This window comes from Streptomyces sp. NPDC049915 (assembly GCF_040656475.1).
Lineage (GTDB): Bacteria > Actinomycetota > Actinomycetes > Streptomycetales > Streptomycetaceae > Streptomyces.
The window spans coordinates 58,012-74,846 of record NZ_JBFAMH010000027.1; the positions used below are offsets into that span (position 1 = coordinate 58,012).

A 16,835-nucleotide genomic window follows, 5' to 3' on the forward strand; every position below is an offset into this window, starting at 1 on the left:
CGGACATCCATGGGAGCCCTCAGCGGGCTGGAACGCGCCCTGGAACAGCGCTGGGAGGCGCTGTGGGAACGCGTCATCGGCCGGGAACCGGTCGAACTGCTCGCGGCCCTGCGCCGTGAGTGCGACGAGAACGCCGTCGTGTGCAGCGAGAACCTCGTCGTCGTGCCCAACGCCTACGACGTCGAGCTCGACGCCTCCGTCCACGACGAACTGAGCCGCCACGGCAGCCGGGTCGGCCAGGACCTCGCCGACAGTCTGGTCCGGCACGCGGAACGCAAGGGCTACGAGTGGGCCGGCCCCCTGACCGTGCACATCACCCGCTCCCGCGACGTGCCCAACGGCCGCTACCGGATCGCGAGCACGGTGATGCAGCACGTCAGCGCGGAGGGGTTCGAGGCCGCGCACTAGGCCCTGTCGTTTGGATCATCCCGGCGTCGCGGGGTCTGGCAAGCACTCCCCCGAGCTCTTCGAGCAGGGGGGACCCCCACCGCGTTGGCGCCCTCCTCCGCCTTGCAGCTGCACGCACCAGACCCCGCTCGGGGCGGCCGAAAGCCACCGCGCCTCACAGCCGGCCTGATCCAAAGGACAGGGGCTAGTGACCTGAGTCGGAGATTTTCGGGTAGTTATCGCGAGCTGCCTGGCGTGCCGGCGGCCGGACTCCAGCAGGCCGGGCCGGGCCGGGCAGCCGCACAGCATCCGGCTGGTGGCCGTCGATCTGACGAAGAATCTCTGACTCAGGTCACTAGGTGTACCGGCTGCAGGACACGGTGCCTCTGAGCCGACCCGCGCGGGGGCGATGGGGTGCCCCCGCGTGAGCTCGGTTCGAGCGTGCCAGGCCCCGCGACGCCAGCATTGATCCGAACGACAGGCCCTGGGCGGGGACGCCCTACCGCCGGAACACGGTGATGGAGTGGCCGACCTCGTCGACCGGCCGGCTGCCGGCGACGAGCGCGGCCAGCCGGCCCCGCGCCTTGGCGAGCGCGGAGTCGGACACCACCAGCAGCCCGTGCACGTCCCCGGCGGGCACTCGCAGCGGGTTCGCCGCGTGGATGCCGTAGGCGGAGGGCACCCCGCTGCCCTTGTACACCAGCCACACCCGTTCCCCGGGATACCGCTCGCGCAGGCGGTGGGCGAGCCGGCCCAGATCCTGCCCCCAGTCGACGTTGGAGTCGTGCAGCCGCAGATGCGTCTGCGCCGGACCGCCGAACGCCTCGTTGGAGTACGGCAGGTAGTACGGGAAGGCCCGCAGCGAACTGACCGCGACGCACAGCACCAGCGCGGCGGTCACGGCGGCCGCCCACCGCCGGCGCAGGACCGGGGCGCAGCCCGCGGCCACCGCCAGGAACACCGGCACGAACAGCGCGTAGCGCGTGCCGAGGTCCCGCGATCCCGTCATGGCCGCCGCCAGCAGCACACCCGTGGGCAGCAGCAGATACGGCGCCGCGGCCCGCAGCCGGCGCCGCGCGGTCAGCGCGACCACGCCCGCGACCCACAGGACGAGCATGCCGAGCGGCGTCTTCACCAGCAGCGCGGTCGGCAGGTAGTACCAGAGCGACCCGGTGTAGAGCCGCCCGAACAAGAACCCCTGCCAAGGCTGGTTCTCGAAGGCGAACTGCATGCGCAGCCCGTCCCGGTACGCCTGCGGGAGGGGCAGCAGCCGCACCAGCAGCCCGCGCAGTCCGTGCACCACCGGCACGTGCTGCTGCGGCGACCACCGCAGCCGCGGATCGACCACCAGATACGCCGCCCACACGACCGCCACCGCCACCAGGGCCACGGCCAGCGCCCCGCCCGCCGCTCGCAGCAGCCGGGCCCGCCGCCGGTGCGCCCCGCACGCGTGCCACGCCGACACGGCCGCCAGGACCATCAGCACCGGTACGGCCGGCAGCGCCGCCGCCTTGGTGGCCAGCGCCGCACCCAGAGCGGCCCCGGCGAGCGGCAGGTACCGCCGGGGCAGCCGCCTGGCCCGCCACAACAGCCACACCGACGTCAGCAGGAACCCGGCCGCGGGCGCGTCCAGCGTGGCGAGCGAGCCGTGCGCGATCACGTCCGGCGAGAAGGCGTACACCCCGAGCGCCACCAGGCCGGCCGGCGGCGCGGCGAGATCCCGGGCGAAGGCGAAGACGACCAGGCCGAACAGCAGCGTCAGCACGATCACCGGCAGCCGCGCCCAGAACATCAGCCGCCACGGATCGTTCCCCGACCGGTACAGCAGATGCTGCCCGACCTGCTGCTGGGTGCCGGTGAAGGAGGCGTCGAAGTGCGGCCCGGCGGCCGCCACGCCCACGGCGATCGCCAGCTTGCCGAGCGGCGGATGCTCCGGATTGATCTCCAGGCTGTGCTCGTGCAGATAGACGGCCGCGGCGCCGACGTAGACGGGCTCGTCGACCGTCGGCGTCTGCTGCACGGCGGTCGTGACCATCGCGACGGCCATCTGCCCGAGCAGCACGGCCACGACCAGCGGCACCAGCCATCGCCGCCCGCCCCGAGGACTCTCCCGCGCGGGCGTCTCGCGCACCCGCTGCCGCTCGCTCGTCGCCATGTGCCGCCCCGCGCGGGCGCCACCCCCTCAGGAGCCGTACGCCGGACCTTCCGCCGCGCCCAGGGATACGGCCGGCCGGCCGCCGCGGTTCACCCCTGGAGGCAGGTCATCGTGATCACGAGGTCGGCCCGGTCCCGGGTGGCCGCCACCAGGTCGGCGTTGCGCCGGTCCGTGCCCCCCACCCAGGCGACCGCCTCCTCGTGGCCCTTGCCGAACTCCTCGTGCCGGGCTATCAGGCGGCGCACGCGCTCCGGCTCGGGCAGCTCGCAGAACCACACCTCGTCCAGCGCGGCCCGCACCCGCGCCCAGGCGCCGGTCCCCAGCAGCAGGTAGTTGCCCTCCGTCACCACCAGGCGGGCGGTCGGCGGGACGGGGATCGCACCGGCGAGAGGCTGTTCCAGGACCCGTTCGAAACCCGGTGCGTACACGACGTCCTCGTTCTCGTCCCGCAGCCGGCGCAGCAGCGACGCATAGCCGGCCGCGTCGAACGTGTCCGGCGCGCCCTTGCGGTGACGGCGGCCGAGGCGGTCCAGCTCCACGTCGGCGAGGTGGAAGCCGTCCATGGGCACGTGCACCGCCCAGGGCTCGTCCCCGTCGTTCAGCGTCCGCACCAGCCGCTCGGCGAGCGTGGTCTTGCCCGCGCCGGGGCTGCCCGCGATGCCGAGGACCGCGCGCGCGGGACGGGCGTGGACGAGGGCGCGGGCCCGGGTCAGCAGATCGTCGAAGGTCGGCACGCAGCGAAGTGTGCCACTCCTCGGACGGCGCCCTGTGGCGTGTGACACCCCGTAGGAGCCGCTGTGTGGGGAACCGTGTCAGGTATGACGACGGATCTCGGTCTGCCCGACAACATCCAGGCATGCCTCTTCGACCTCGACGGGGTCGTCACCAAGACGGCCGTGGTGCACGCGGCCGCCTGGAAGGAGACGTTCGACGCGTTCCTGCGGCAACGGCAGGGCGCGGACGCCGAGCCGTTCAGCGACGACGACTACGACCAGTACGTGGACGGCCGGCCCCGCGCCGACGGCGTGCGCACCTTCCTCGCCTCCCGCTCCATCCACCTGCCCGAGGGCTCGCCGGACGACCCGCCCGACGCCCAGACCGTGCACGGTCTGGGCAACCGCAAGAACGAGCTGCTGCTGGAGAAGATCCGCACCCAGGGTGTCGAGCCGTACGACGGCACGCTGCGCTACATCGAGGCCGTCAGGGCGAAGGGCCTGCGCACCGCCATCGTGTCCTCCAGCGCCAACACGCTGGACGTGCTGAAGTCCATCGACGCCGAGCACCTGTTCGACGTGCGCATCGACGGGGTCGTCGCCGTCCAGCGCGGCCTGCCCGGCAAGCCGCGCCCCGACACCTTCCTGGCCGCGGCAGCCGACCTGGGCATCGAGGCGGCGGGAGCCGCCGTCTTCGAGGACGCCCTGGCCGGCATGGACGCCGGCCGTGCGGGCAGGTTCGGATACGTCGTCGGCGTCGACCGCGTGGGGCAGACCGACGCGCTGTACGCGCACGGCGCGGACCGGGTCGTCAAGGACCTCGCGGAGCTGGGAGGACAGGCGTGATCACCGAGCGGTCGTACACCGTCGAGCCGTGGGCCGTACGCGAGACCTCCCTCGACCTCGACCTCCTCGCGCAGAGCGAGTCCGTCTTCGCCCTGTCCAACGGGCACGTCGGCTGGCGCGGCAACCTCGACGAGGGCGAGCCGCACGGCCTGCCCGGCGCCTACCTCAACGGCGTCTACGAGCTGCACCCGCTGCCGTACGCCGAGGCCGGCTACGGCTACCCGGAGTCCGGGCAGACCGCCATCAACGTCACCAACGGCAAGGTGCTGCGGCTGCTCGTCGACGACGAACCCTTCGACCTGCGCTACGGCCGGCTCGTCTCCCACGAGCGCACCCTCGACCTGCGCCGGGGCGTGCTGGAACGCGTCTGCGAGTGGACGTCCCCGGCCGGCACCACCATCCGGGTGCGCTCCACCCGGCTGGTCTCCCTCACTCAGCGGGCGATCGCCGCCGTCGCCTACGAGGTCGAACCGGTCGGCTGCCGGGCCCGCGTGGTGATCCAGTCCGAACTGGTCGCCAACGAGAGCCTGCCCGACCCCAACGGCGACCCGCGGGCCGCCCGCGCCCTGAAGTCGCCGCTGGAGCCGGAGGAGGACCTGGCATCCGGCCCGCGGCTGCGGCTGGTGCACCGCACCCGGCGCAGCGGCCTGCGCGTCGCCGTGGCCGCCGACCACCGCGTCGAAGGACCCGAGCGCACCACCAGCAGCGAGTCCAACGTCGACGTGGCCCGGTTCACCGTCACCTCCGTGCTGGAGCCGGGACAGCGGCTGCGGGTGGAGAAGCTCGTCGCGCACGGCTGGTCCGGCGCCCGCTCCCGGCCCGCGATGAGCGACCAGGTGGAGGCCGCCCTCGCGGCCGCCGACCACAGCGGCTGGCAGGGCCTGCTCGACGAGCAGCGCGCCTACCTGGACGACTTCTGGGCGGCCGCGGATGTGGAGGTCGACGGCGACGAGGAGATCCAGCAGGCCGTCCGCTTCGCCCTCTTCCACGTCCTGCAGGCCGGCGCCCGCGCCGAGCAGCGCGCCATCCCCGCCAAGGGCCTGACCGGGTCCGGCTACGACGGGCACGCCTTCTGGGACACCGAGATGTTCGTGCTGCCGCTGCTCACCTACACGGCGCCCAGCGCCGTCTCCGAGGCCCTGCGCTGGCGGCAGAACACCCTGGACGCGGCCCGCGAGCGCGCCGCCCAACTCGGCCTGCGCGGCGCCGCGTTCCCGTGGCGGACGATCGAGGGGCAGGAGGGCTCCGCGTACTGGCCGGCCGGCACGGCCGCCTTCCACGTCAACGCGGACATCGCGGACGCCGTGGTGCGGTACGTGGCGGCCACCGGCGACGTCGCCTTCGAGCGGGAGACCGGCCTCGAACTGCTCGTGGAGACCGCCCGGTTGTGGCGCTCCCTCGGCCACCACGACTCCACCGGCGCCTTCCACATCGACGGCGTCACCGGGCCCGACGAGTACAGCGCGGTCTGCGACGACAACACCTACACCAACCTCATGGCCCGGCAGAACCTGCTGGCCGCCGCCGACGCCGCCGAACGCCACCGCGAGCAGGCCGCCCGCCTCGGCGTGGACGACGAGGAGACGGCCACCTGGCGGGACGCCGCCGCGGCGATGAACATCCCCTACAACGACGAGCTCGGCGTGCACGAGCAGCACGCGGGCTTCACCCGCTACCAGCGCTGGGACTTCGCCGGCACCCGCGCCGACCAGTACCCGCTGATGCTGCACTTCCCCTACTTCGACCTGTACCGCAAGCAGGTCATCAAGCAGGCGGACCTGGTGCTGGCCATGTACACCTGCGACGGCTTCTTCGACGAGGAGCACATCGCCCGCAACTTCGCCTACTACGAGCCGCTGACCGTGCGCGACTCCTCGCTGTCGGCGTGCGTGCAGGCCGTCGTCGCCGCCCGCGCCGGCCATATGCGCCTCGCCTACGCCTACACGGCCGAGGCCGCGCTGATGGACCTGGCCGACCTGGAGCACAACACCCGCGACGGACTGCACATCGCCTCCCTGGCCGGCACCTGGACGGCCCTGGTCGCCGGTTTCGGCGGCATGCGCCGCGAGGGCGAGAGCCTGCGCTTCGCGCCCCGCCTGCCCGAACACTTCAGCCGGCTCGCCTTCCACCTGCGGCTGCGCGAGAGCTGCCTGCGCGTGGAGATCGGTCCCGAGAAGGCCGTCTACACGCTGTTGTCGGGGCCGCCGCTGACGATCCGCCACCACGGCGAGGAGGTGACCCTGTCCACCGACAGCCCCACGGTGCGCGCCGTTCCGCCCGCCCCGCGGCGCTCGGAGCCCGAGCAGCCCCAGCACCGCGCCCCGAACGCCCGCTAGGCCCTGGCGTTTGGATCATCCCGGCGTCGCGCGCGAGGCGCGGGCCCGTAGGCCGGCGGCCGCAGCACTGTGCGCTGTCCTCCGCCCGGCCGCGCCCCGCGGGCCCCGGGCGGCGCAGCCGGTTACGTTGGCGCTGATCACCGCACGCGCGGCCGGTTGCCCGAGTCCGCGCGCGGACCCAGCGACCGCAGGGAAGGGCCGGCGATGGCCGACAGCGCGCACCGCACCCGGCCCGCCCGGCGTCCCGTCGCCTCCTCGGCCCCGCCCGCGCCGGCCGGGACGGACGGCCCGCTCGCCGTCGTGGCCGGTCTGTTCACGCTCGCCCAGCTGCTGCTCGTCCACCCGTCGATGGGCCTCGGCTGGGACGAGACCGTGTACGTCAGCCAGGTCTCCGCCCACGCCCCCGCGTCGTACTTCAGCGCGCCACGCGCGCGTGGTGTCAGCCTGCTGGTGGCGCCCGTCGCGTCCTGGTCGTCGTCCACGTCGCTGCTGCGTGGCTACCTCGCCGTCCTCGCGGGTCTCGCCCTGTACCTGGCGCTGCGCGCCTGGCGGGGCCTGTTCCCCGTCCGCGTGCTCGCCACCGCCGGGGCACTGTTCGCCGGTTTGTGGGTCACGCTCTTCTACGCCCCGCAGGCCATGCCCAACTACTGGGTCGCCGTCGGTGCGCTGGCCTGCGCCGGCTGCTTCCTGCGGGGGTGGCGGAACCCGGCCGACCGGTGGGCCCTGGGCGGCGTCGGGGCCGCGGCCGCTCTCATGGCGCTGATGCGGCCCACCGACGCCGTCTGGGCCACCGCCCCGCTGCTCGTCCTCGGGGCCGCGAGACGGCGGTGGCGACCGCTTCTCGCCTTGGTGGCGGGCCTCGCGGCCGGTGCAGCGCAGTGGGTGATCGAGGCGTACGCCGACTACGGGGGCCTGCTGCGCCGTCTCGCCGACGGCTCCCGCCTCCAGGGCGGCCTCGGCCTGCACCTCGCCGTCGACGACCAGCTGCGCAGTCTGGACGGACGCACCCTGTGCCGCCCCTGCGACGTACCGGCTCCGCACCCGGCGGTGGCCCTGTGGTGGTGCGCCCTGCCGCTGCTCGCCGCCGCCGGCCTGGCCGTCGCCGTCCGGGCCGGGCGCACGCTGCCCACGCTGCTTCCGCTGGCCTGCGCGGTCACCGCCGCAGTGCCGTACCTGTTCCTCATCGGCTACGCCGCCCCCCGGTTCCTCCTCCCGGCGTACGCCCTGCTGTCCCTGCCCGTCGCGGACGCCCTGCTGTCCCTGCTGACCGGCCCCCGCGGGCGTCCGCGCCCGCTGCTCACGGCGGCCGCGGTGCTCGCGCTCGCCGGGCACCTCGCGGTGCAGTACGCCGTCCTGAGCCACACCGTGCGCCGCACCACCGCGCAGCACCGGGCGTGGGCTCGTACCGCCGCCGAGCTGCACCGGCTGGGGGTGCACCCGCCCTGCCTGGTCACCGGCCACGAGGCCCTGCCGATCGCCTACTACGCCGGCTGTGCCTCCGCCGCCATCTCAGGACCCAACGCGAACGCCACCGCGGCCGGCATCACCCGCACGGCGCACCACGTCCCGACCGCCCACCTCACGCCCCCGGGCGGCGCACCCGCCGACTACGCGCGCACCTGGCAGCCGCACCGCTTCAGCACGCTGCGGATCTACCTGGCGCCCACCGCCACGCCGGGATGATCCACACGACACGCGTTAACCCTCCACCCCCAGCTCTCGCCGCCACCGGGTGATCTGACGGGCCGGGTCCCCGGTGCACGACCACGGCGTTCGGGTCGCGCGCCGGCCCACCAGCCGCAGCAGCGCGGCGCCGATGTCCGCGCACCCGGCGAGGCACGCCGCGTGGGCGAGATGGTGCACATCCCGCAGCTCGGCCGGTGTCACGGGGGTGCTCCCGCGCTCGGCGATCCAGCGCTGCCAGCTGCGCCGCACGTCGGCGACCGCGCCGGGGTGGCTCCAGTGCTCACCGGAGGCGACGGCGGCTGTCCGGCCCCGGGCCGCGTCCAGGGCGTAGCGGTACTCCTCCACCCGCGCGTACTGCACCAGCACCGGCAGTGCGCAACCCGGCGGCGCCGCCCCGGCGGCGTCACGGGCGAAGTCGTACATCATGCCGTGGGTGCCGTGCCAGCGCGCGGAGTAGTAGTGCAGCACCTGAAGGTGCCCCTCGATGCTGTACGGGTCGCGCCGGTGCAGCTCGTCCCACCAGCGGGCCAGCTCCCGCCGCCGCACCCCGGACGGGTACAGCCGGGCCACCGAGACGAGCGACACCCATGGTGTCGGGTCCTGCGGGCAGGCCTCCGTCGCCGCGTGGCAGGCCGACACGGCCGAGTCGATGCGCCGCTGCTCGATCGGCACGCCCCGCCCGGCGGCGATGGCCACCTTGAAGGCCCGCGTCGTCTCCGTCGCGGCTCGCAGCACCAGTGCGTCGGCGCTGCGCGGCTCGGCGGCCAGCCAGGTCTCCACCGTCGAACGGTCCGCGCAGGCCTGCGCCAGCAGCCGTACCCGGTGTCCGCGCACCGCCCAGTCGGGGCCCGTGGCCCGCAGCAGCGCGCGCAGCCCCTGCCAGCGGCCGATGACGACGTCCTGGCGTGCGGAGGTCAGGGCGGCGTCGCCGCAGTCGGGGTCGAAGTCGGGCGTGAAGCGCTCCCGCGTCATCGTCCTGCCTCCCCCTCAGAAGTCCGTGGGGAGGCCCTCGAAACCGCCCGGCGCCAGGGCCGGGCCGGCGGCCGGGACGTAGTCCGTCTCCACCGTGCGCGAGGCGTCGAGTCTCGCCGGCCGGTAGTACTCGCTGCCCCGCCGCCAGTACCACAGCATCGGCACCAGCCCGGCCGCCAGCCCGCCCAGCCCGATCCCGACCGCCGCGCCGCTCAGCTCGGCCAGCGACTCGGCGAAGACCCAGAACATGAACGCCGAGCCGAGCAGCGGCCACAGCCCGTTCAGCAGGAAGGCACCCGGCGACGACAGCAGCGTCCGTCGATAGGCGACGACGACCGCCACGCCGACGAGACCGTAGTACACGGCGATCTGCAGGCCGATGGCGCGGATCGCGTCGGCGAGGATCTCACCCACCGTGCCGAGGGCCGTGGACGCGACGAACAGGACCAGCGCCACCGCGCCCACCACGGCGATCGCCACCCACGGCGTGTTCCAGCTGCGGTGCACCAGGCCCAGCGCCGCCGGCATGGTGCGGTCCCGGCCCATCGCGAACAGCGACCGCGTGACCTGGATCAGCGTCGTCTCCAGCGTCGCGATGGTGGACAGCATCACCGCGACCGTCAGCAGCTTCCCGCCCCAGCCGGGCCAGATCACCTCACCCAGCGCGGCCGGCACGTCGGCACCGTGTGCGGCGATCCGCTCGGGGGTGAGGAGTGTGTTCACCAGGACGGTGAACACCTCGAACAGGACGAACACCACACCCACCCCGATCAGCCCCGCCGGACCGGCCGTACGGCGGCTGTTGCGGGTCTCCTCACTGAGGTTGCTGGTGACGTCCCAGCCCCAGTAGGAGAACGCGGCCACCAACGTCCCGGAGGCGAACCCGGACACGCCGTCGAAGTGGCCGAGTCCGAACCACGACCAGTCGAAGGACCGGGCCTGTCCGACGTGGCCCAGCGCCAGGACCGCGAACAGCACCAGGATCGCCAGCTCCACACCGGACATGAGCAGTTGGGCCCGCGCGGTGAGGCGGGCGCCGCCGAGCACCACGCCCAGCATCAGCAGGAACCAGCCCGCGCCGACCAGCGTGGACAGCGCGGTGTCGTCCGCGAGGCCCGGGTCGAACAGGGCGAGCGTCAGCGATCCGGCGGGAAGCGAACCGGCCACCATGAACAGGGTCGCCGACACCACCAGGGCCCAGCCGCTCAGGAACCCGAGAAAGGGATGCAGCGTCCGGCCCACCCACGAGTAGCCGGCGCCCGCGTTCGCGTCGAGGCGGCCGAGCCGGCTGAACGCCAGCGCGATGCCGAGCATCGGTATCGCGCAGTAGAGCAGAGCGGCCGGGGCCGCCAGCCCCACCGCGCCGACCAGGACCGCGGTCGTCGCGGCCAGCGAGTACGCCGGTGCGCTGCCGGCGACCGCCATCACCACGGTGTCCGTCATGCCCAGGGCACCGGCCTGCAGCCCTCTGCCGCCGCTGTTGCTCATGGTCGCTGCTTTCGCTCGTGCCGGCGCGCGGGTGGACCGGCACCGGCGACGTGGGGGGTGGGGGGTGCCGCCGCGGCCCCGTGGGGAGCCCCGGGGGGCGCGGCGACCGCGCAGCCGGCGGGACCGTACGCCGGTGCGTGGACGGACGGTCACGCGGAGTGTGCGAGTGATGATAGCGGCAGCCCTCGGCGCGCCAGGACGCCCCCGAAGGTGCAGGCGGGCCACCGGCCAAGGGGGTTGGACCCGGCCGAACGGGAAACGCGGAACAGGCAGACGCAATCACGCCACACGCACATCACGAGGCGACACGGCACCCGAGGGAGGCAGCATGGGCACCCGCCCCGAACCGATGGCCGACGACGCCTACCAGCCCACCGGAAGCAACGAGGAGCAGGAGGACGCCGCGCCCCTGGACATGCAGGACGCCGTCGGCGAACGCACCTATGACGACACCCTGGACGAGGGCTACTCGCCCCCGGAGAAGCCGCTCGGCGTCACAAAGCACGGCACCACCGCCGCCGAGCAGCACGACGGGGAGAGTCTCGACCAGCGGCTCGCCCAGGAGCAGCCGGACGTGCAACCGCCCGCCGGCGACGCCATCGGCGACCTGCCCGGCGGCGAGGGCGAACCCGTCGACCCGGAGGCCGGAGCGGACCGCGCCGGGCGTCTTGTCGCACCCGACGAGGGTGTGCGGCCAGACACCGAGAAGGACGCCGTCGCCGCGGACAAGGGCATCGACGCGGGCGCGGCCGGCGCGGAGGAGGCCGCGATGCACATCGTCGACGACGACGTGACGGAGAGCTGACCGATACCTCTTCCCACCGGGACACGACGTGGGGCGGTCTCCTCGACGGCGAGGAGACCGCCCCACGGCACGGTCCCGGCTCGAAGCGTCCGGCCCGTCAGGGCAGCAGCTTGTCCAGCGCGGCGGGCCCCTCCCGGTCCAGCTTGCGCTTGGCCCACTCCAGGTTGCGCGGAGTGATGTCACGGCCCGCGGCCAGCACGACGTCCTCCGCGGAGACGTCGGTACCGGTGCGGGCGTGCAGCAGGCTGTCGGGAGTGGCCCGGTCCTCGGACGGCTTGGACGCCTCGGGCTGTGGTGTCGGCATGGCAGTGCTCCCTCCGGTCCGGACGGCTGCGACGACCCGGTGCGCGCAACGAGTCCACTCTCACCATTCATCCATCCGGCGCACCCTGCATCCGGACGGCGCGGGCACGCGGGCCGCAGCCGTTTCTCGTGCCGCCGGAGTACCGCGGTGCCGCCCGTCGTAACCCTCCCCGTGCCGATCATCCGGGATGCCGCGCTGTGGCCCCCGACGTCTAATGGGAAAGGTCGGACGGGAGAGGTCGAGCACCCCACCCGGCGTACGCGAGGAAGGGTCGGGTCCATGGCACGCACCCGGGAACGCAGTGGGGGACACCGACGCGCCGCGTCAGGGGGCGCGTCGGCCGCGGGGGGACTGCGCGGGCTGGGGGAGTGGTGCGCCCGGCACTTCGTCGTCGTCATCGTGGCCTGGCTCGTCGCCCTGGGGGCGCTCCAGGTGCTCAACCGCAGCTTCGGCGGCGAGTACTCCGACAACTTCTCCCTGCCCGGCGTGCAGTCCTCGCAGGGCCTGACCGTTCTCAAGGAGCACGACCCGGCGGCCGGCGGCTACGGCAGCCAGATCGTCCTGCACGACGGCAGCAAGTCCCTGACGGCGCTCGGCTCACAGATGTCCACGACGGTCGGCGACCTGCAGAAACTGCCACACGTCCTCACCGCGCAGAACCCGCTCACCGCCCCGGGCTCCACACAGGGCAAGCCGCCGCAGGGCGGTGTCGGCCCACTGTCGAGTGACGGAAAGACCGGGTACATCACCATCCGCTTCGACGTGCAGCCCTCCACGCTCGGCGACGACTACCTGAACGGCGTGGACTCCGCCGTCCAGCCCCTGCGTTCGGCCGGCGCGCAGGTCGAGTACGGCGGACCGCTCGGCGAACTCGCCCGGCCCCCAGCGGACGACCGGGTCAGCGAGCTGATCGGCTTCGCCGTGGCCATCGTGGTGCTGCTGGTCGGCTTCGGCAGCGTCATCGCCGCGGGCCTGCCCCTGATCACCGCGCTGATCAGCGTCATCGGCGGTCTGGCCTGTCTGGGCCTGCTCGCCGCCGCGTTCACCTTCGCCACCGTCTCCCCGACCCTGGCCACGATGATCGGCCTGGGCGTCGGCATCGACTACGCCCTGTTCCTGACCACCCGTCACCGGCAACATCTCATGGACGGCGCTGATCCGGTGCGGGCCGCGGGCGGCGCCGCCACGACGAGCGGACGCGCCGTCCTGGTCTCCGGCACGACCGTGATCATCGCCCTGGCCGGCCTGTACGCGTCCGGCGTCTCCTTCATCGGCAAGCTGGGACTCGCCGCCGCCGTCACGGTCGTCACCGCGGTGCTCGGTGCGCTCACCCTCGTCCCTGCGCTGCTCGGGCTGATCGGGAAACGCATCGACCGCTACCGGGTGCGCCGGCCGGTCGCCGAGACCGATGCCGCCCCGGGTGCGGTGCCGCACGGTACCTGGCACCGCTACGCACAGCGCGTGGAGCACAGACCCTGGTACTACCTGGCCGCGGGCGTGGTGACCGTCGTCGTCCTCGCCATTCCGGTCTTCTCCCTCCAGCTCGGCCACATCGGCGACGGCGCCGACCCCACCTCCTTCACCGACCGCCGCGCCTACGACCTGATGACCAACGCCTTCGGACCCGGTTCCAACGGCCCGCTCACCGTCGTCATCGACCAGAGCGGCGTACCCAGCGACCAGCGTTCGGCCCTGTCCTCCCAGGCGCAGAAGACCCTGAACGCCGTGGCGGGCGCCGCCACCGTCACCCCGCTGACCCCCACCACGGACGGCGACGTCCTGATCGGCACCGTCTACTCCAAGTACAGCCCGCAGAACGCCGGCACCACCGACCTCACCAACCGGCTGGTGGACACGACCCTGCCCGACGCGGTCGCCGGCACTCACGCCAAGGGCTACGTCACCGGCACCACCGCCGCCCAGGTCGACTTCCGCGACATCGTCTCCAGCCGGCTGCCGCTGATCATCGGCGTGGTCGTCGCCCTCGCCTTCCTGATCATCCTCGCCGTCTTCCGCGGACTGCTCGTCGCCGTCAAGGCCGCCGTGCTCAACGTGCTGTCCATCGCCGCCTCCTACGGCGTGGTCGTCGCCGTCTTCCAGTGGGGCTGGGGCGGGCCGGCGCTCGGCGTCTCGGGCAAGGTGCCCATCGAGAGCTATGTGCCGATGATGATGTTCGCGATCATCTTCGGACTGAGCATGGACTACGAGATCTTCCTGCTCTCCCGCGTCCACGAGGCCTGGCTGCACACCGGGGACGCGAAAGCCTCGGTCGCGCACGCCCTGGAGATCACCGCGCGGGTGATCACCTGCGCGGCACTGATCATGGTGAGCGTGTTCGCCGCGTTCATCCTCAGCGACAACATCGTGGTGAAGATGCTCGGTCTGGGCCTCGCCGTCAGCGTGCTCATCGACGCCACCGTGGTGCGGCTGCTGATGGTGCCCGCGGTGATGACCCTGCTCGGCAAGCACGCCTGGTGGACACCCCGCTGGCTGGACCGGATCATGCCGCACATCGACGCCGAGGGTGAGTCGGCCGGACAGGCGGACGGCGTCAGCGGGCGTCCGGCGGCATCGGCGCGAGGGCGAGCATCGTGACGTCGTCGCGGATCTCGGGGCAGAACCGCACGAGGTCGGCCCAGACCAGCCCCGGCAGCGTGTCCGGGCCCGCCTCGGCGAAACCCGCCAGCCGCTCCTCGAGCGGATAGAACTCACCGGCCTCGTCCCGCGCCTCCAGCACCCCGTCCGAGGCCAGCAGCAGCCGGTCGCCGGGCAGCAACGGCACCGCCGCGCCGGCCTGAGGACGCGTGTCGGCCAGCCCCAGGCCGAGCGGCGTCCACGGCTTCACCGGCACCTCGGTGACCGTGCCGCCGCGCAGCAGGAGGGGCGCCGGATGACCGCAGGACACGACGCGCACCGCCCGCGTGTCCGCAGCGAACTCCAGCAGCACGGCCGTCGCGAACAACTCCGCGTGCTCGGTGCGCGCCGAGTCCACCACCAGCCGCCGGTCCAGGCGCGCGGCGACCGACTCCACGTCCGGCTCGTCGAGCACCGCCTCCCGGAAGGCGCCCAGCACGGAGGCCACCGTCGCGACGGCCGACAGGCCGTGCCCCTGCACATCGCCGAGGACCGCCCGCACGCCGTACGGCCCGCTGCGGACGTCGAAGAAGTCGCCGCCGACCAGCGTGCCGCGCTCCGCCGCCCGGTACAGCCCCGTGCAGCGCACCGTCCCGACCCGCTCCGGCACCGGCGGCACGACGGCGCGCTGCGCGGCCTCGGCGACCGTGCGCTCCAGGTCCAACTGGGCGTCGCGGCGGCTGCGCACGAAGGACACGAAGATGCTCAGCGCCGCGACGAAGGACAGGGTGAGCAGGTCGGTGTTGCCGGGGCGGTTCAGATGGAAGACGGGGATGTTGAGCACGGCGAGGGCCGCGCCGCCCAGTACCGCGGTGGCGATCGGCCCGTACGACAGCACGGCCAGCGGCGGGATCGCGCCGAGCAGGAAGCCGATGTCCTGGGCCTCGGGAGTGACAAGGGAGGCCGCGCACACACCGGCGATCAGCAGCACGGGCAGCACGCGCACCCACGGAGGGGGCGGCGCACCGCGCAGCCAGCCCCGCCGGTCCTGCTCCCGGCCCGCCACCGCACCACGCAGCCTCGCCACACCCCCACGCTCCTACGACCCTCCACCTCCCGCACCCCGGGTCGGGCCGCGCGGCGCTGTCAGTGCCGGGTGCGATGCTGGGGCACACGGCATGATCCACGCGCGATCGCCGGGCGAGGGGGGAGAGGCGTCATGGGTTACCAGGGCCAGGTGTGGCGACTGACCGGTGCGGCGGGCGCGATCGGGGAGGTCGTCGTCGAGGAGGCCGACTTCCCCTGGCTGCGCGGGCGGTTCGCCGCCGGTCCGGCCTTCGGCTCGGTGCGCGCCTTGTTCGAGCGGGAGCTGGCGCTGGCCGACGACGAGGACTGGGACGCGTGGGAGCGGGTCTGGGACGACATCTCCCGCACGGTGACCCTGCACGCCCCGCACGGCCCGGTCGCCGAGTTCCTGCTGCACATCGAGGACGACCGTGCCTGGTTCCGCTGGAGCGACGAGCCCTACGCAGACGACCGGGCCGCCGCTCCGGCGAGCAGTGGTCCCGCGGAGCCGAGAGCCTAGGGGATCTCTCGTCGATCAGCCCCGCAGCAGGTCCTCGGCCTCGGCGAGGATCGTCGTGACCCGCAGGCCGAAGGCGGCGTCGCACGGGTGGGGGCTGCCGTCCCGGGCGGCTGCCAGCAGGGCCTCGACGGCCCGGGCGTACGACTGCTGCGCCCCCTGGGTCCGTTCCGGAAGCCGCGTCACGCCCGACTTGCCGCGCAGTTCCACCACGGCGCCGGCGGCCTCGGGCGGTGCGGTCAGGCTCAGGTCCAGCGCGCCGGAGGCGCCGCCGGCATGCCGCAGCACCAGGTGCACGGTGTCCTCGGGCCCGTGTGCCGCGGCGGCCACCTGCTCGACGTCCCCCAGCACCGGCAGCAGGACGGACAGCGCGTGCGGGCCGACGTCCCACAGCGCGCCGCGCTCCCGGCGCCAGGGGGAGGCCGCGTAGGGGCTGCCCTCGGCGAACGCCGCGCCCAGCCACTGCGCCCGCGCGGTGAACCAGCCACCCTGCTCCGCCTGTTCGGTGATCCACGCCTCGGACTCCGGCTGGAACCGGGTGGTGAAGAAGACGATCGAGGCGACCTGGGCCTCCCGCACCGCGTCGGCCACGGCGCGCCCGCCGGTGACCGAGGTGGCCAGCGGCTTGTCGAGGAGCAGGTGCCGTCCCGCCCGGGCGGCCCGCGCCGCGAGTTCGGCCTGTACATCGGGCGCCAGCGCGACGGCGACGGCGTCCACGTCGGCGAGCAGGTCGTCCACGTCGTCGTAGGCCCTGGTGCCGTGGCTCCCGGCCAGTTCCTTGGCCACCTCGGGCCGGCGGCCCCAGACGCCGACCAAGTCCACGGCCTCGTGTTCGGCGAGCGCGGGGGCGTGCACCAAGCGTGCCCAGGGTCCGGTGCCGAGCAGTCCGATGCGCATGCCACTCCTTCACAGGGTCGTCTTCACGGTCCTCCGGCGAGGTCACGCACGAGCGTGGCACACCGCCGGGTCCGCGGACACCCCGGACCG

The 16,835-nt window shown here is 73.7% G+C and carries 14 protein-coding genes; 7 read left to right on the forward strand and 7 right to left on the reverse strand.

Annotated features, from left to right (window positions below; translation table 11 throughout):
- Window positions 1-9 precede the first annotated feature (9 nt).
- Window positions 10-408 carry a DUF3662 domain-containing protein gene (locus tag AB0J12_RS32495; protein WP_363268184.1) on the forward strand — a complete coding sequence of 133 codons (399 nt, stop codon included), beginning with the start codon at window positions 10-12 and terminating at the stop codon, window positions 406-408.
- A 478-nt stretch (window positions 409-886) separates the two neighbouring features.
- On the opposite strand, the gene AB0J12_RS32500 is transcribed toward AB0J12_RS32495, so the two are convergent.
- Together AB0J12_RS32500 and AB0J12_RS32505 are read right to left on the reverse strand one after the other, a co-directional pair.
- Window positions 887-2,434, reverse strand: coding sequence for a phospholipid carrier-dependent glycosyltransferase (locus AB0J12_RS32500; RefSeq protein ID WP_363268224.1), 1,548 nt, complete (start codon window positions 2,432-2,434; stop codon window positions 887-889).
- Between the two features lie 197 nt (window positions 2,435-2,631).
- A complete protein-coding gene (locus tag AB0J12_RS32505) occupies window positions 2,632-3,276 on the reverse strand; it encodes a nucleoside/nucleotide kinase family protein (protein ID WP_363268185.1) in 645 nt (214 codons plus the stop codon).
- An 84-nt stretch (window positions 3,277-3,360) separates the two neighbouring features.
- Here AB0J12_RS32505 and AB0J12_RS32510 point away from each other — a divergent pair, with 84 nt between their 5' ends.
- The 3 genes from AB0J12_RS32510 (at window position 3,361) to AB0J12_RS32520 (ending at window position 8,120) form a co-directional block, all read left to right on the forward strand.
- Window positions 3,361-4,101, forward strand: a complete 741-nt coding sequence (locus tag AB0J12_RS32510) for a beta-phosphoglucomutase family hydrolase (protein ID WP_363268186.1) — start codon at window positions 3,361-3,363, stop codon at window positions 4,099-4,101.
- On the forward strand, window positions 4,098-6,437 hold the full coding sequence (locus AB0J12_RS32515) for a glycoside hydrolase family 65 protein (RefSeq protein WP_363268187.1): 2,340 nt from the start codon (window positions 4,098-4,100) through the stop codon (window positions 6,435-6,437). Before AB0J12_RS32510 ends, AB0J12_RS32515 begins: the two co-directional genes overlap by 4 nt.
- A 204-nt stretch (window positions 6,438-6,641) precedes the next feature.
- A complete protein-coding gene (locus tag AB0J12_RS32520; protein ID WP_363268188.1) occupies window positions 6,642-8,120 on the forward strand; it encodes a hypothetical protein in 1,479 nt (492 codons plus the stop codon).
- Between the two features lie 15 nt (window positions 8,121-8,135).
- Here the strand turns inward: AB0J12_RS32520 and AB0J12_RS32525 are convergent, their stop codons facing one another.
- Together AB0J12_RS32525 and AB0J12_RS32530 are read right to left on the reverse strand one after the other, a co-directional pair.
- Window positions 8,136-9,095, reverse strand: coding sequence for a hypothetical protein (locus tag AB0J12_RS32525; protein ID WP_363268189.1), 960 nt, complete (start codon window positions 9,093-9,095; stop codon window positions 8,136-8,138).
- Between the two features lie 15 nt (window positions 9,096-9,110).
- On the reverse strand, window positions 9,111-10,583 hold the full coding sequence (locus AB0J12_RS32530) for an APC family permease (RefSeq protein WP_363268190.1): 1,473 nt from the start codon (window positions 10,581-10,583) through the stop codon (window positions 9,111-9,113).
- Window positions 10,584-10,911: 328 nt separating this feature from the next.
- Here AB0J12_RS32530 and AB0J12_RS32535 point away from each other — a divergent pair, with 328 nt between their 5' ends.
- On the forward strand, window positions 10,912-11,388 hold the full coding sequence (locus tag AB0J12_RS32535; protein WP_363268191.1) for a DUF5709 domain-containing protein: 477 nt from the start codon (window positions 10,912-10,914) through the stop codon (window positions 11,386-11,388).
- Window positions 11,389-11,485: 97 nt separating this feature from the next.
- Here the strand turns inward: AB0J12_RS32535 and AB0J12_RS32540 are convergent, their stop codons facing one another.
- Window positions 11,486-11,692, reverse strand: coding sequence for a hypothetical protein (locus tag AB0J12_RS32540; protein ID WP_363268192.1), 207 nt, complete (start codon window positions 11,690-11,692; stop codon window positions 11,486-11,488).
- A gap of 279 nt (window positions 11,693-11,971) precedes the next feature.
- On the opposite strand from AB0J12_RS32540, the gene AB0J12_RS32545 reads away from it, so the two are divergent.
- Window positions 11,972-14,287 (forward strand): MMPL family transporter, encoded by a 2,316-nt coding sequence (locus AB0J12_RS32545; RefSeq protein ID WP_363268193.1) that lies wholly within the window; start codon window positions 11,972-11,974, stop codon window positions 14,285-14,287.
- Here the strand turns inward: AB0J12_RS32545 and AB0J12_RS32550 are convergent.
- Window positions 14,244-15,353 (reverse strand): PP2C family protein-serine/threonine phosphatase, encoded by a 1,110-nt coding sequence (locus tag AB0J12_RS32550; RefSeq protein WP_363268194.1) that lies wholly within the window; start codon window positions 15,351-15,353, stop codon window positions 14,244-14,246. The two genes, AB0J12_RS32545 and AB0J12_RS32550, sit on opposite strands and share 44 nt — an antisense overlap.
- Window positions 15,354-15,485: 132 nt before the next feature.
- Here AB0J12_RS32550 and AB0J12_RS32555 point away from each other — a divergent pair, with 132 nt between their 5' ends.
- Window positions 15,486-15,851 (forward strand): hypothetical protein, encoded by a 366-nt coding sequence (locus AB0J12_RS32555; protein ID WP_363268195.1) that lies wholly within the window; start codon window positions 15,486-15,488, stop codon window positions 15,849-15,851.
- 15 nt (window positions 15,852-15,866) lie between these two features.
- Here the strand turns inward: AB0J12_RS32555 and AB0J12_RS32560 are convergent, their stop codons facing one another.
- Entirely contained in the window at window positions 15,867-16,745 is an 879-nt protein-coding gene (locus AB0J12_RS32560) for a Gfo/Idh/MocA family oxidoreductase (RefSeq protein ID WP_363268196.1), read from the reverse strand.
- Between the last annotated feature and the right edge of the window lie 90 nt (window positions 16,746-16,835).